Consider the following 16,369-nt stretch of genomic DNA (forward strand, 5'->3'; position numbering starts at 1 on the left):
TCCTGTAAAGCTAAAAATACCATCCAAGGTTGATATAACCAATTGTTTTATTGGTTTGAGGGCTGTATGAAAATGTGAGCTCAATCGGCCCTAACAGTGAAAGGTATCCAAGGCTTAAACCTGCCCCAATAACAAAATTGTCATCGATGGTTACAAGGTTGAGTTTCTCTAAATCAAAGTCATAAACGGCTCCGTTTACCAGTGCCGAAGTGTAAAGGCTGTTCCCCAGCGAATATTGAAGTCCAAACGCACCTGAACATACTGAATTGGTGATAACTTCGTATTCATTCAGCCCTGTAAATATAAATTGCTTGTCCAGAAAGTTATTGGTTCCACCCATGTTAAAACTATTGATGAAACTTTGATCGTAATTAAAATTGTAACCACTTTGAAGCCGTATGATTTGTGTCATTCGTTTTCCCACAGGAAGATATTTTTCCCACGAAAAAAGTGCCTGAATAAAGTTTTGAATTTCTATATTCATTGTACTTAGCGATACAATTTCGCCATTATAGTTTTTAACGTCAAATTTGGGAGTTTGACCATGAATAAGGCTTGTTTGAAAACTGATTTTCTGGCCCGATAACGGAAATGCATTCCTGTTCAATGAATGATAGTTCCATTTGAAAAAAGTTTCAAAACCGGTGTTATGACCTTCTACTGATTTGTCACTGATGATTTTAGGTTTTAATTCGTGATAAAAGAAGGAGGTACCGATGCTTAAAAAACTGTTTTTCCCCGATAAAGCATTGATGGAAAGCCCAATCTGGGCTCGGGTTTGAACATACTCATAAACAGGTCTGAAATTATCATAAACCGGAAAGTTAAGACGAAAACCGTTCCCATCAAAAGCGAACCAGTGCTTTTGCTTATTGCCCAAATAATATGAAATTCCTGCTTTAAAGGCTGGATTTTCACCAATTAATACTTTGGTATTTGCTTTGGCATTGTTGAATAAAAACCTGTTTGATTGCCAGCCAGCAATCAATCCAACCCCGGTGAAGGAGGAAAAGTTGATGGCTGCCAGCAAACCATTGGTCGGTTTTTCATCTACATCAACGGTTAATATTACATGATCAGGGTTAGGTGCGACAGATAAGGAATAGTTTACCCTCACAAAATAAGCTGTAGCAAAAAGCCGGTTTATTTTACTGGTAAAATCTTTTGATTGCAGCGTGTCACCTTTATGAATGTTAAGTTTATTATGAATAAAGTGATCGCTAAGAATTTTGTTACCTTCAATAACGACTGAATCTACAACGTATTGTTTTTGAATTAATGTAGTGTCACGACTTGATTTGGGTTGATTTAAGGTTTTTAAGTTTTCAGCCAGTTGAATCAATGGTACAAGTTGTTTACGTGCAGCAATTTTCCCTCGTTCAATAATTTCAGCAGCGTTGGTAAAACTTGCGGCTGTAAATCCGGTTAAATCAGGTTCAATATAAATGTCAGTTAATTTATAATCATTAATAAAGTTATGGGCATCAACATAAAATCCCATCTGATAAAGGATATCAACAGGAGTGTTGAGTTGGTCTGAAGCCTGCAGCCCTTGCGATACATTTACTCCAATCACAAAATCGGCACCAAGATCTTTAGCGACGCCAACCGGAAAATTCTGAACTACACCTCCATCAATCAGTTTCTTGCCGTCTCTTATAACAGTGGTAAAAACAGAAGGGATGGCCATTGATGCCCTGATGGCACTTGTCAGATTCCCATTTTTCATCACAACCGGCGTCCCTGTGGCAACATCAGTAGCTACACAAGCGAACGGGACAGGGAGTTGCTCAAAATTGCGGGTTTTATAAACAGGTAGAAATATTTCGTTCAGTGTATTCCATAGTTGTTGTCCTTCAATAGCTCCGGTAGGTAATTTAATTTTTCCGCTTTCTACTGATAATTCAATGATATTATTTCCTGAGTTGTTTCTGTTTTGAGGTGGAATATATAATAGTGACGGTCTCGGGGAAAAGAGTGACTCCCAGTCTATATTGGTGGCAAATTTTTCAATTTCATTCGCAGAATAACCTGCAGCGTACATTCCACCTATAATACTGCCCATGCTGGTTCCGGTAATCACTCTGACTTCTATTCCCAGGCTGTCAAGAATATGAAGAACTCCTATGTGAGCAAGACCTTTGGCGCCACCGCCACTTAAAGTGAGGCCGGGTTTGAGAGGATGCATTGTATGATAAGTAGAATCATTTCCCAGGGCATTGGCATAATTAATAAGATTAAAGCTCAGGAAAACGACAAGAATTAACTTTTTTAAAATAAAGCGCATAATTAATTTGTTTATTGTATTCTGAAAATGCAGGTCAATCTTCAGAAATGGCAGTTTATCCTTTTTTTACCAGATGAAGTTCCAGATCATTCATTAGTCCTTCAAGGTTCCTTATTTTTGATAAATCGGCCTGAATGGCCAGTTGAATTCCGGCAATTTTTTTGACATTAGCCATCATTTCCGTGGCATTTTCATTGTCTTCGGGGCTGTGGAGGAGCAACAGATAATCTGCATGTTTATAATCAGGGCACATTTTACCGCCGGTATGATTATTTCCGATAAGGTAATAGTGTGTTCTAAGGCTTGATTCAAAACAAGCAAAGAGGGGATAAGTGTATTCTTTGGCTTCGCGCTCCATAAAAACCGGAAGATCGTCTGTTTTTGCCAGGTCAAGCCCGGCCGCCTGATTTATATAAAAAGCGAGCCGGTAATCGCGCAATGTACTGCTGATTGCGATAATGCTGAGTCCAGGATAAGAAGCCGGTGTACTAATGAGTTTCCTCTTTGCCATTGCGGTACTTTCGTGCAAATATAAGAAACTTAATTTGTTGTTTTTGAAGGCAGAAATAAACTTGTAATCAGCAATAATTGCATCCTGTCTGATACTATATGTCTTGCTGGCTTAGTTCGATGATTTTGGATTTCCGTTTATCCCAAAAAATTCAATAGCTTTCATTGCGGCATTTTGTTCAGCACCTTTAATAGAGTAGTCCTGTCCGGTGCCGGCGACTTCTTCATTAACACGAACATCAACTACATATTGCTTATGATATCCGGTGCCAACCTCCTGTATAACCGAGAATTCAATTGATTTTTTTTCACGCTGTGCCCATTCAATCAATTTACTTTTGAAGTTCACGTCGGTATTCATCAGCTCATTAAGGTCATAGTTGTTTTTTATTACCCTGTTTATAAGTACTTTGCGGGTAAAAGTGTACCCTTTGTCAAGATACATGGCACCAATAATAGCCTCAAAGGCATCTCCTTTAATGGAGCGGTAAACGTTATTTTTTTCCTGAGTGTGGATGATGAGCTGGTCAATTCCCAGGCGCAGTGATAACTTATTGAGCTGTGCCCGGCTCACAATTTTTGAGCGCATTTCTGTAAGGAAACCTTCGTCTTTATAAGGAAACATCCTGAAAAGGTAATCGGCAACGACATTACTCAGAACAGCATCGCCAAGAAATTCAAGGCGTTCATTGCTGACTCTGATACCATTGTGTAACTCTTCGGCTTGTGATTTATGCCTGAAGGCCAGTTTATACAAAAAAATATTTTCGGGATAGAACCCGAAAATATTTTTTATAGCTTCAAAAAAATGCTTTTCGTGAGAAAGGTAGAATCGAATCGGTCTTATTTTAATGGGAAGCACAGCTTATTCAACAAATTTCTTGAACAGAATAGATGCATTGTGTCCTCCAAAGCCGAATGTATTACTGATAGCCGCATTAACTGTACGGTTCACTGCTTTGTTGAAGGTAAAGTTCAGGGTATTGTTAATCTCCTCATCATCAGTAAAATGATTGATGGTTGGAGGGATAATATTGTTCTGAACGGCAAGGATAGTAGCTACAGATTCAATGGCTCCGGCGGCACCGAGTAAGTGGCCGGTCATTGATTTTGTACTGTTAATATTGATTTTGGGTGCATGTTCGCCAAAAAGAGCTGTAATGGCTTTTATTTCAGCTATATCTCCAAGTGGTGTCGAAGTTCCATGAGTATTGATGTGATCAATATCAGTAAAATTCAATCCCGATTCTTCAATAGCAGAAAGCATAGCTCTGCGTGCGCCGTCTCCATCAGGATGCGGGCTTGTCATGTGGTATGCATCGGCAGTAAGACCACTTCCGACAATCTCACAATAAATTTTGGCACCACGGGCAATTGCGTGTTCAAGTTCTTCAACTACCAGTGCACCAGCACCTTCACCAATTACAAAACCATCGCGGTCTTTGTCAAATGGGCGTGAGGCCGTTTGGGGATCATCATTGCGGGTTGAGATAGCATGCATCGCATTAAATCCTCCTACACCCGAAGCATTCACTGCAGCTTCTGAACCTCCGCAAACAAATGCATCGGCCTTGCCAAGTTTGATGTAATTGTATGCATCAACAATAGCATTGGCCGATGAAGCGCAAGCAGAAACTGTCGCAAAATTCGGACCGCGGAATCCATGTTTAATGGATATATGTCCGGCGGTAATGTCAGCAATCATTTTAGGAATAAAGAAAGGATTAAACCGGGGAGAACCATCTCCTTTGGCATAACTGCTAACTTCTTCCTGAAACGTAAGAAGGCCACCAATACCTGAGGCCCAGATAACACCAATACGGTCGAGATTGAGTTTTTCGGGTACTAGTCCGGCGTCGGCAACAGCCTCATCAGAACTAACCATACCGTACTGGGCGTAGGGATCGTACTTCCGGACTTCCTTCCTGTCAAAATGTGCCAGGGGATCGAAGCCCTTGACTTCGCATGCAAACTGAGTTTTAAACTTGCTTGCATCGAACCGTGTAATACGGTCAGCACCGCTTACTCCATTAATCAAACTGTTCCAGTATGCCGGAACAGTATTGCCTAATGGAGTAAGTGCACCTAGTCCTGTTACTACTACTCGTCGTAACTTCATTCAGGAATTTCCTTATTTAGTGTTGTTTTCGATGTAGGCAACGGCATCACCTACGGTGCCGATTTTTTCGGCCTGGTCATCGGGAATAGCAATGTTGAATTCTTTTTCGAATTCCATGATCAATTCAACAGTGTCCAGAGAATCTGCACCTAAATCGTTGGTAAAACTAGCTTCGGGAGTTACTTCATTTTCATCAACGCCAAGCTTATCAACTATGATAGCTTTAACTCTTGTTGCAATGTCTGACATTTTTTTCTCCTTTTTTGGTTTGAGGGTGCAAAGAAACAAATTATTCAAATACCAAGCAAAAAAATGTGTCTGACCTGCCTTTGTTATTTGCTTAAATGACAGTAAAACAATAATATAGACCAATCTAAATATGATACAAGTGTTTGTGCCCGGTTGGTTAAATGCATGTTATACAACATTCTACGGTTGAATAGACCAAAGTATTAAAATTGCCTTAAAATTTCATTTCTACAACTTTCAGTGGAGTGCTTTCTATGCTTTTCGAACCTAAATTATGATTCATGAGAGTTGTTTCAGGTTGTAAATAACAGAGGCCTTTTTACCATTGGTATTTATATCTGCTCACATTGATAAAACCAGTGATTCAGAGCATAATCATATTTTTTATATTTGTGATATTCAAAAAGATGACCTAAATTTGACTGATTCTGGTTTTCGCAAATGATATACATATGGCTACTTCTGTTGATAATCCATCCGGCAATCCAATTCAAAAGAAAAAGAAAAGAGGTTGCTGTTTTGGATGCCTTATCATTGTGTTGATAGTAATGGCTTTGATCTTAGGTGTTATCGGTTATTTCTGGTATCAAAGCTTTCCCAAAAAGTCGGCGGTTGAGAAAGAGTATCACAACATACCTGAATATTTCGAAAACTAACAGACTATGAAACATTTTTTATACACTTTCATCCTCGCTCTGTTATTTTATTCCGGTTTTTCTCAGGATGCTTTCCGGATTCATGTTCAACCTGGTAAAACCCTGCTTAGGGGCGATGGCGATGATTTTACGACCATTGTTGTTACTGCACGCAATTATGATGGGGAAATAATCCAATCTGTGAATGGAACTGTTAGTATTCGTGTTAGTTCGGGCTTTCCTGACGAGCTAAAATTCAGCATGAAGTCAGGAGTGGCCATGGTAAAGTTTACGGCTCCTATGTTTGGAACTCCTGTTAAATCGTCGCAGCGGATGGTTTATTTCATGTTTCGTTTCATGCAGAAATTTTTGGCCAGATCAGTTGGTTCTGCTGATTACCAGGCTAATCAGAAACTGGCCACTGATATAACACTTGAAACGTTTAAAGAAGGACTTAATCCTGTTGCACTTATTCCTCAGAAAGAGGGCGATAATTTCGTTTACATTGTTTGTGAATTAAATGGAATCAGGGGAAAGGCAAAGATCGAAATCAGCAAAGATACCGATGGCCGGAATGGAAACATTATCCCAGGGGTTTACTATGGACGTGATATTACCGGACAATCATCGTGGATACTTGATATTACCAGTGGTGGTGAAGGAACTTTTGGCGAAGCCTCAGCATCTGCCAGTGAATCCAATACTATTTTATTCACGAATGAGAATTTTACCGAATTTAATGATGCCATGGGTAAAATGGCCGGTATGACAGGGTTTAAGAAGGCTTATCTCGGACCGCCTGAAAAGGAAGCAAAGTATTACGAAAACTTTAATATTCGCGAAAACGGGATGCCCTCAGCCTATATGCCTATGCCCAACCACGGTGTTTTTGTTTATATTCCTCCTGTATTATTTGAATATGCCGGAACCCGAAGAGCGAATGAGAAGTCTGTTACGGAAGCTGAATTGGTTAAAACAGAGAAAACCGGTATTGTACTTAGCCAAGATAAAATTGTTGGTGATGGACGCAGCAGAACAAAAGCTGTTTTCCATTTTGAAGATGAAAACGGACAACCGGTAGGTGGAAAAAACGTGAACTGGTCTATACCACGCAACCTGAAAGTTCTGTCGGTGGAAACAGTAACCAACGCATCAGGGAATGCAGTTGCTGTAATTGAAGCTCCATTAATTAAGGCTACAGAGGAGAAAAGAGGAGAGAACACAAAGGGTTTATATGACAATTACGATCTTTTCTTATTGAAAGCCAGCTATGTTTCGTTAAAAGAAAGAACCGAAACAACCCAGACAGAACTTATGGTGTATAAAACGCTTGAACAGGACATGTTCATTCTTAAGCCTGGCATGGAGATGACGCCTTATAAGGTTTTGTTGCCTCAAATGGAATACTATAATCTTGAAAGCAGTATTTACGCATTACTTCCTGAAAGTTACCTCACTAGCCCTGACAAAAAAACGGCGGTCAACGATGCCGTTGTATTTCTGGCGAGCCGCAATTTTGATCGGGCTGAGTTTCAGAAGAAATTTGACCTGTTTTTTATGAATGACAGGGAAATGTTTATCCGGATGCTTGAAAATGAAAAGGGTGGGTATGCTGCCATTACAGATGCTGCCGGGAAATATAAGTTAATTGTGCGCGATTTTGAGGGTAAAATGCGGCTTTACTCAGGCGATTATGAGCGAAGACTCAGCCTTGAGCCGCTTGAGGCAAAGATTGCAGATCTTACGGGCAGGCATAAGGGTGCGCTTACCGAGGCGTTGAGCCTGCTTGCAGGTGGTGATACCGAAGTGATGTCATCTGAAGCTGCTGGTGAATCCTCTCTGAACCAGACCTTGCACGGCCTGGCATTTAAAGAGAAGGTTTTGGCTAAACTTTTAAACATGGAGCAGGAACTTTGTTCCGGAAATTACCAGGATGCTTTATTTATTCAGGAAAAGCTTCACATTATTGGTATGCTTATGACCAATATCAAGGGTTCATCAAGGTATGTCAGCGATTGCGCCAATGTATTTGGAGAGCAGGCTTATGAAGCCGTTAAATTTCTGGTGTTCTTTGCCGCCGAAAAATACAAGTTTAACGAAAAGATATTCAATAAACTGGCGAATACAGAGAACGCCCAAAAACTGAAGGCTGCTGGTATAGATTTAAGCGGTTATATTGACAATTCTTTAACTGGAATTTCAGAAGAAGTTGCCAAAAAAGGCAAGGCAACTGAGTTTTTGCTTGCGATAGTTGCCCAGATAAAGCAACTGCCCGGAGATGAGTATTATCGTCTGCTGGGGCATGCGGCCAATTATGCACTTACTGAAACACAGAAAAAAATGCTGGATGCAGTTGTTGATGCGGTGGTTTATTACAGTCCTACCCGTGGCATAATTGGCGATATGATTAAAAAACAATATTATGCCGGGCAAACATTGGAGGTGCTTAAATTACTGGAGCAGGATCCCCGTAAGGTACATGCGGTGTACGAACAACTCCAGCTTGCTCTGCGCGACAGGTCAACTGAAATCCGGGCGCAATATTCGAGTGTTGCTGCCTGGCGACTTAATCTGGACGACTTTAAGGCGTATACCGATCTTTTCGCTGATTTGGTGGCTAAGGGAGCTGTAATTATTTTTGATGCATACACTGTTAACTATGCTGCAATTGAAAAACATCTTGAATATATTGATAAAGCCAAGAATGTGCTGAATGCTGCTTATCACACATCAAGCCTGGCTTTGGAGTTTACCAGCCTGCGGAATCTCTGGGCAGAAAGTGATGCTGCCCTGATTTATGCAAATAAATGTATTGAGCAGGGCGTAATGAATCCGATTGCTGATAACAGCGAGTCATCTTTTACTCTTTTTCCTTCTGCCCTTGCAGAAAACGGTTCAACGATAAATATACTCAAAGGCGTGCCCGCTCTTTCTCCACAGGATTTAAAACTAACAGGTGGAAAGCTTCCTGCAAAGGTTTTGAATCAGTTTTACAACGGATTCGGCGCATTTAGCCAGTGGTTTCAACAAAACAAACAGGCATTGTCGTGGATGGCAGTGGCCTATCCTGAGCAGTTTACACAAATGAATAATGACCGAAATAGCTATGAGGATCGTTTGATGAGCATTACCACTATGGCTTTGGCTATTATCGGGAATCCTGCTGATGTGACTTTACAAACCGGGTGGAACAAACGCTCAGAGGCTTTGGTCAGTGCTTCAGTTAACGTTACAAAAGCTGCCGGGGCGGCCTCTGAAATAATATCAACGATGGAGGCCAATCCGCAGGTAAATATTAATCAGGCGAATGATACAGAAGCGAGATATGATAAGAGATTATTATATGCCGGGGTTGGCTTGGGTGGTTTGGCCGTACTTGTTGTCTTGTTTCTGGTTGTTCGGCGCAGAAAACGGCATAAGGTTGTGGTAACTTCCAATGCGCAACGCATTTCAAATCCATTGAATTCCTCAACTTCCATAGAGAGGCAGGCAAATGCGAATACTGTTATACCATCTGTTGAACAAGTGCATCAAAAGGTTGAAAGTAACCAGGAAAAGTTAAAATATTGCCCCAAATGCGGCAATCAACTTAAGAGGGATGCAAAATTCTGCAATAAATGCGGTTATCGGTTGGTATAAAAACCAATATCAGCCGGAACAGTGGTTGTACATACCAGTTGTTCTGTCTGCGCCGACTGATATGGGGGTGTAATGTGTGACCAGATTATTTATTTCTGATAGACAAAACGCTTCTGTATATCGAACCCAGATAATTCATCAGGCTTACATATCGGTTGGCTGCCGGAGCAATGAGCACTTTCCCTGTACCTGTAAAAGTATTGACAATCCCTTCACCTGAAGTCCACGATGAAAAGAGGCCTTTGGTTGCCTTGTTAACAGTGAATTGAATGCCGGCTGTACGGGCAACGGCAAATGATCCGTCAACAACGAGTTTATCATTATTTAGTACAATTTCTTCAAGCGGACCATTTGAAACAACAATCACTTTGCCTGTACCTGATACCTGAGTCTGGAAGAATCCTTCACCCGAGAATAATCCGGAAACAGCTTTGTTGGTCCACATTCCAACCTCAATGCCCATCTCTGAAGCATAATAAGCGCCCTTGTCCAAAATCCATTGCTCATTGTTAAGTTCAAGAATAGTAAACATCCCAAAACTTGGTTCAAGATAAACAGTGCCAGTTCCTTTTATGGTTGGTTTAAAGGCTGTTTCCTTGGTAACCATTGATTTTAGCAAGCCACCTGCCGAAGGCATTTTCGATTCTATTTCAAGATTTCCCAACATGTAATACATCGCCCCGGCTTCGCAGCGGATAGTGGCGTTCTGCATTTCTACCTTTACCATTTTCAGCATTTCTTTTTCTTCAATACTGAAATGAACTTTTGAAGGCAAGGTCTGAGCTGGAGCCTGATATGCCTGAGGTTGATTTACAGGTTGAGGTGCTGCCATTGTTTGTTGCACCGGAGGAGCAGCTCCGGCATCCTGTCGCGAACCGCATTCATGACAAAATACTGCTCCATCTTTAAGGCGTGTTCCACAATTTCCACAAAAAGCCATAATATGTAGTTTTTAAGTTTGCATTAGATTGCTGTACTGTTAAAATCCAAAATGAGCCTGCAATGCATAAGCTTCCTGAAGTTTGTTTGCAGGAACAGGCACTCTTATTTCATAGTTTTCAATGCCGGTTCGGGCCGGATATCTCATGTTAAACTGGAGAATGGCCGGGTGTTCAGTGGCGTTTAACTGAACGTGCTTAAGCCGGGCTCCGAGAATGTCCCAATTGAAATATGTTCCACCTACATAAACCGAGTTTTCTGAAACAATTACCAGAGCCGGACTCCTTAGCTTTTTTCTTTTTCTGAAATAAGGAAAGGTAAAAGCCGGAATTATCAGGAAAACTATAATTCCAAGGCAAATATAAAGCATCATTATATCCTTAAAAATGAGGCTTAATACGACACCTAGTACTCCTGAAATAATAGAAATCAGTAAAAAAGTGCCTTTGCTGATGGCTTTATCTTTGGCAAAATCAAGCGAGATAAAATCATTCCAAAGAGGCTTTTCAATTTCCCACCAGGCCAGATTCTGATCGCTCATAAGCATGTTGTCGAGCTGCCGGGCCCGATAGCGGTAAACCCCAATGACAACCAGGCCGCAGATAACCAGAAAACCGCAAATGGTAATGATAGCGAATCCGCCATCCATGCCATCGATGTTAAAAAAACCGGGTGTAAAACAGCCGAGTAGAAAGAGGAATGTAAAAACCGTCCATATTCTGACAACTCTCCACTGAAGATTAGGCGGTTTTGTTTGCATATCTGTTCAGTTTTTAATTATTCAGCCTCATAGCCCTCAATAACAACAAACCCTTTCTGGCCTGACTGTGAATTATAGGACCATGATTTATCATCAGAGACTGAAACTTTATAGTTGCCATCATCGAGCCTTATGTTTGGTTCGCAAATCCACTTGCCATTAGGGGTCCCGTCATCTCCGGCCGCCCCGCGCGCCTGCCATGGGCCAAATGTTTCTTTTTTGCGCTGCAGCGAAATAGTTCCCGGTTGAGCCCCTTTCCCCCAGTTGTGATGGTAGGTGGTAATTTTTGTGATAATAAATGCCTTGTCGAGTTTTAATTTGCTGGCAAAAAGTGGCCCGCTTTTGACATCATTGTTATTGTGTATGCTTAAAATTATCCTGCCCGTTTTGGCTCCTGTTGGTTTGATTTTAACCTTTAACGGTTCATTGTTCTGTACCGGAGGTTCTTGCTGTGGCTCAGTTTTTTGAGGTACAGTTGATTGTTTTTTCGGTGCAGGTTTTTTAGGTGTGGTTTGCTTGGCAGATGTAGTTTGCTGCTGTGTGGTAATTTGTGTTTCAGGTGCCTGATTTATTGCCATTTCTGAGGTGTCAGGCATTTGAGTTTCAACCACGCTTGTTTCCTGTTGAACGGCTGCAAGGGTTGAGTCCACCACGGGAACTGCAGGGCTTTTCATGTATTTGTCATAAGCCAGCCATCCTCCTGCACCGAGAACAGCAAGTGCCAGCAGACCAAGCAAAACAATCAGCAGGCCTTTTTTCTTTTTTGGTGATGTGCTTGCAGGCGCTTGATTGACCGAAACATTGAAAGCAGCTGAAGTTTGATTTGTTACCGGAGGAGGGTTTACCGGCTGAAATTCAGCGGGACTGGGCTGCGGCCTGACCGGAGGCACTGGCTTTGCTGGTGGGGGAGGTGCCGCAGTTGCAGTGGTTGCGGTGTTTATTCCTGCACCGCATTCCTGGCAAAATGCATCACCCGGGGTCATGGGTGCACCGCACCCTGAACAGAAGGCATTGGCCGATGTGTCTGCTACAGGTGGGGCCTTCGTAGTTTCATCTGTTATTATATCTCCGGGTGCAGATGTTGTTTCCTCTAAATGTGAAACCTTTTCAGTTAACGGCTTTATGCCTGAAGTATCAAATCCGCATTCCTGGCAAAACCGGTCTTCGGCAGCCAATTTTACTCCACATTGCGGGCAGGAGGCCAACTCTGTTTCATGTGCTTTTTCTGAAACATCATTATGAACAACGGGAGGAATGTCTGGTTGCTCATCCCTGTTTTCATCGGTGAAAGACACTTCCTGTTCAACCGTTTCAAGACTTGTGATGTCAAATCCACATTCCTGACAGAACCTTGAGCCTGGCTCAAGCGGAGTTCCACATTGGGGGCAGAATTTCATGGGAAAAGGTTTTAATTAAACATTAAATAAAGCCTTTCAGTTTTTTCCTCTGTGAAGGGAGTGTTACTGAAAGGCCTTATAATAAAGAAAAGGCTGTTAAAATCTGAATCCGCCAGCACTACTTACAAAGAAAATACCCATGACAGCGCCAAAAACAAGGGCCATCAGGAGGCCTATAACTATCATGGCAACAATTGTCAGTACAACATAGCCAACAACTTTTTCCTTAGGTGTGCTTTTAATAATTGGCATACCTACCGCAAGCAGGTAAATTGCATAAAGCCCGATAAGCATAATAAGTACGCTGAATCCGGTTCCAATTAAAAGCAATATGCCTGCAACCCATTGAGGGGTAGAAGAGTAAACGGCAAGCTGTAATGAACGGCCAAAATTCTTTTGTGAATCAAAGGTAGGTGCAAGCATATCGATGACCCATGCTAACAGATAAACGCCAACTATTGCTGAAAGAAACTGGATAAGACCGGTTTGAATTCCGGATGCTATACTTCGTGAAGTATAGCCCATAAATGTAAATCCTATTACTCCGTATTTGATAAAAGATGATAAAGCTGGAATCAGGGCCAGTATCAGCGCGTAACCACCTATTAGTTTCATGGTATTGGGCTCTTCATTTGCAATGGCAGCCCATTCCTGTTTAGGTTTGGTCAAAATGTTGATTACCCTCTGAATCAGGTTGGTTTTACCGGTAATGGCTTCCGAAAAAGCATTGCCGGCTTCTCTGGCCTGCTCATACACTGGTTCCTGATAAACAGGTTGTGACTGAGCAGGAGGAGGTGTGGATGCTGCAATAGGGGTTCCACAGGCTGCGCAGAATTTGGCTTCAGGTTTAAGTTCTGCACCACAATTTGGACAAAATTTCATAAGTTATTTGTTAAGGTTATAAAAATCCCAATGTATAATGACTGAATAATACGAGCAGGAAGTGCGTGGAAGTATAGCTGGTAAAGGCAGAAAATAGAGTTATGAAAACAAAAATACCGAATCATGTTGGTGTTGGCAATAGCACCGTCCTATTTATACTTAATCTTAATAGCAGGCAAAAAACAGGCGTTTAAATATCGGCTTTTTATACCGAAACACTGTTTTCTGTAAGCCATTCTGCATACCTTACAATGCTCCAGTTGCCCGCAAAGTCTTCTGTTAAAGCCGTATAGCTTTCAACCCAGTCGCCTGAATTCAGATAATGAATTTCATTCAGGAATTTATTATCGGGTTGATGTATATGTCCACAAATGACTCCATGGCATTTTTTTGTTTCTGCCAGCCTGCATAATGTAGTTTCAAAATCACTGATAAAGGAGACTGCCTGCTTCACTTTATGTTTAATCTGTTGCGAAATGGAAAAATAAGGAAGCCCTTTACGTTGCCGTCGATGGTTTATCCGCCTGTTTAGCCAAAGCAAAAGGGTATAGCCCATATCTCCAAGGTGCGCTATAAACCTGAACTGTGAGGTGATATGGTCGAAAATATCGCCATGGCAAATATAAAATCTCTTGCCGGCTGATTCGTAAATATAGTCACGTGTGATTAAAAAACGGCCAAACTCAAAAGGCAGAAATTCATCAAGAAAATCATCGTGGTTACCCATGATGTATATAATCCTGGTATTTTTTGTGTCAAGTATTTTAATGATGAGTTTCAGGAAACGGCTGTGTTTTTTGCGCCATTTACCCGACTTTTTCAATTGCCAGCCATCAATAATATCCCCATTCAAAATCAGTGTTTCGCAGCTGTTATTCTTTAAGAATCTGACAAGCTGTTTTACACCTGAGTTTTTGGTTCCCAGATGAACGTCGGAGATTACAATGCATTTATGATGTTTTACCTGCAATAGTTCATAAAATTTATTGCAAGTTTACACTGGCACTGTTAAGTGCAAATTATACGAGGGTTAAGAAATTGTAAATCTTCAATTATTGCCAGTCAATTTCACCGCTGCCATAACAGATTTCACTCTGTTCGTCATATACAACTCCAAATTGTCCGGCAGCAATTCCTGAAACAGGAATTTCAGATTCAATCACTATCTGGTTGTTTTTCATCTGAAGTATTCCTTTGGTAAAATCGGGGGTATGCCTGATTTTAAATGTAACAGGCCGGGGTGTGTCCAGATTTTCCCAAGGATTTCCTGAGATAAAGTGAAAGCCGCTCAGGCGGATGGTATTGCTGTATTGGGTGAGTGGATCGTAGCCGTTTGACACATAAATTACGTTTTCCTGTGCGTCTTTTTTTACCACAAACCATGGTCCAAGGCTAAGGCCAAGTCCTTTTCGCTGGCCAATGGTATGGAACCAGTAACCTTTGTGTTTTCCCAAAATTTTGCCCGTTTCCAGTTCAACGATATTTCCTTCTTTTTCGCCAATGTACCGGCGAAGAAAGTCGTTGTAATTGACCTTTCCCAGAAAGCAGATGCCCTGACTGTCTTTGCGGCCGGCACTGGGCATTCTTACCTCATTGGCTATCTGCCTGACTTCCGGTTTTGTGAGATTGCCCACAGGAAACATCAGCTTTTGCAATTGAGCATAGGTTATCTGAGCCAAAAAATCGGTCTGATCCTTAAATTTGTCTTTGGCAGTTGTCAGATATTTGGTTTCGTTTATGAAGCTGGTGGATGCGTAATGACCGGTAGCCAGAAAATCGAAATCCTTGCCGTATTTTTCATTGAAACTACCAAATTTAATCAGCCGGTTGCACATAACATCAGGGTTTGGCGTCAGCCCTTTTTTCACCGAATCAAGTGTATAAGCCACTACGTTGTCCCAATATTCCTCCTGCAGGGTAACTACTTCCATTCTGAGTCCGTACTTTTTCGAGAGCCAGGTGGTAATTTCAATATCTTCTTCCGAAGGGCAGTCAAGGAACCCTTCTTTGTCTTTCATCCCGATAAGGATATAAAAGATTACAGGCTCATACCCTTGCTCTTTCAGCAGGTGGAGCATTACGGAGCTGTCAACTCCGCCGGAAACGAGGGCAGCGATGTTCATATAAGTAAAAAGTCTAAAGCCTGCCTGTATGCATAAGCGTCCAGGTTGACTATTAAAAAACCGGCTTCCAAAATTAGGGTTGCCTTTTCATGAATTAAAAAAAAACTTGCTGCAAAATTACATTTTTATATGCTGATTCATGTAAAAAGAACATTCGTGTGCTCGGCTTTTTAAAAATAATGGTGGGCTTAAATCATATCATGACCTATGATGACCGACAATTACCCAACTTGCAATTAAGAATATTTCCATATAGCTTTAACTGATTTTGTATGAACCAATAATTACTGGTTATTATTCATTCATAAAATATAATGTCTTTAAAATCAAACAAATACCATCCACTTCCTCAAAATTTCAGAATAAGAAATGGAAATTATAAGGGATAGAACTACCTGTATTTTTATCTTCTTGAGTTTAATGATAATTAGAGAAGTTAAAGCTCATTTGCAAATATTAATAAACGATGTTACGCTTGTAATAATTTTTCTCCAGTTTATCAGTCAGTCAAGTGCAGCAGATATAGGATACCTGCTGTGTTCATAAGGTGGTGTATGTTGAAAATCAACAAAGTCAGCAATGTGTGCCAGCAGGATAAAATGGTTATTCAAAAATGATGTATCATCCGGTTCATTCCTAATAATTCTGAATGAACCTTTTTCTTGTTTAGAAAAAGCACACTTAATTTAAATATTTTGTTTCTTATACTTTTTGTTGGTTGAGGCTATACCCGGGATACAAAAATAATATGGAAGGAGTGCCAGGGAGAAGTGAAAGACATCTGTAATTATTCCTCTACCTCTATTCAGGATGGTTATTTGTACCGCTT

At 41.0% G+C, this 16,369-nt stretch carries 13 protein-coding genes; 2 read left to right on the plus strand and 11 right to left on the minus strand.

Annotated elements, in window-relative coordinates:
- Positions 1-10: 10 nt before the first annotated feature.
- The 5 genes from H6541_03355 to H6541_03375 form a co-directional block, all read right to left on the minus strand.
- Entirely contained in the window at positions 11-2,287 is a 2,277-nt protein-coding gene (locus tag H6541_03355; GenBank protein MCB9014807.1) for a patatin-like phospholipase family protein, read from the minus strand.
- A 55-nt stretch (positions 2,288-2,342) separates the two neighbouring features.
- A complete protein-coding gene (locus H6541_03360; protein MCB9014808.1) occupies positions 2,343-2,798 on the minus strand; it encodes an IPExxxVDY family protein in 456 nt (151 codons plus the stop codon).
- A gap of 111 nt (positions 2,799-2,909) precedes the next feature.
- A complete protein-coding gene (gene rnc, locus H6541_03365; GenBank protein MCB9014809.1) occupies positions 2,910-3,650 on the minus strand; it encodes a ribonuclease III in 741 nt (246 codons plus the stop codon).
- A 12-nt stretch (positions 3,651-3,662) separates the two neighbouring features.
- On the minus strand, positions 3,663-4,916 hold the full coding sequence (gene fabF / locus H6541_03370) for a beta-ketoacyl-ACP synthase II (protein MCB9014810.1): 1,254 nt from the start codon (positions 4,914-4,916) through the stop codon (positions 3,663-3,665).
- Between the two features lie 12 nt (positions 4,917-4,928).
- A complete protein-coding gene (locus H6541_03375; protein ID MCB9014811.1) occupies positions 4,929-5,165 on the minus strand; it encodes an acyl carrier protein in 237 nt (78 codons plus the stop codon).
- 452 nt (positions 5,166-5,617) lie between these two features.
- Between H6541_03375 and H6541_03380 the strand changes: the two genes are divergently transcribed.
- Together H6541_03380 and H6541_03385 are read left to right on the plus strand one after the other, a co-directional pair.
- On the plus strand, positions 5,618-5,821 hold the full coding sequence (locus H6541_03380) for a hypothetical protein (protein ID MCB9014812.1): 204 nt from the start codon (positions 5,618-5,620) through the stop codon (positions 5,819-5,821).
- 6 nt (positions 5,822-5,827) lie between these two features.
- Positions 5,828-9,439: a zinc-ribbon domain-containing protein gene (locus tag H6541_03385; GenBank protein MCB9014813.1), complete on the plus strand. Its 3,612-nt coding sequence runs from the start codon at positions 5,828-5,830 to the stop codon at positions 9,437-9,439.
- Positions 9,440-9,524: 85 nt separating this feature from the next.
- On the opposite strand, the gene H6541_03390 is transcribed toward H6541_03385, so the two are convergent.
- The 6 genes from H6541_03390 to mnmA all read right to left on the minus strand — a co-directional run bounded on the left by H6541_03390 (position 9,525) and on the right by mnmA (position 15,540).
- Positions 9,525-10,379: an AIM24 family protein gene (locus tag H6541_03390; protein MCB9014814.1), complete on the minus strand. Its 855-nt coding sequence runs from the start codon at positions 10,377-10,379 to the stop codon at positions 9,525-9,527.
- 39 nt (positions 10,380-10,418) lie between these two features.
- On the minus strand, positions 10,419-11,138 hold the full coding sequence (locus tag H6541_03395; GenBank protein ID MCB9014815.1) for a hypothetical protein: 720 nt from the start codon (positions 11,136-11,138) through the stop codon (positions 10,419-10,421).
- A gap of 17 nt (positions 11,139-11,155) precedes the next feature.
- Entirely contained in the window at positions 11,156-12,535 is a 1,380-nt protein-coding gene (locus H6541_03400; GenBank protein MCB9014816.1) for a zinc ribbon domain-containing protein, read from the minus strand.
- 96 nt (positions 12,536-12,631) lie between these two features.
- Positions 12,632-13,417 (minus strand): YIP1 family protein, encoded by a 786-nt coding sequence (locus H6541_03405; protein MCB9014817.1) that lies wholly within the window; start codon positions 13,415-13,417, stop codon positions 12,632-12,634.
- Between the two features lie 205 nt (positions 13,418-13,622).
- Positions 13,623-14,387, minus strand: a complete 765-nt coding sequence (locus H6541_03410; GenBank protein MCB9014818.1) for a UDP-2,3-diacylglucosamine diphosphatase — start codon at positions 14,385-14,387, stop codon at positions 13,623-13,625.
- Positions 14,388-14,469: 82 nt separating this feature from the next.
- Positions 14,470-15,540: a tRNA 2-thiouridine(34) synthase MnmA gene (gene mnmA / locus H6541_03415; GenBank protein MCB9014819.1), complete on the minus strand. Its 1,071-nt coding sequence runs from the start codon at positions 15,538-15,540 to the stop codon at positions 14,470-14,472.
- Between the last annotated feature and the right edge of the window lie 829 nt (positions 15,541-16,369).

This window comes from Lentimicrobiaceae bacterium, from assembly GCA_020636745.1.
In the GTDB taxonomy this organism is placed as follows: Bacteria; Bacteroidota; Bacteroidia; order Bacteroidales; family Lentimicrobiaceae; genus Lentimicrobium.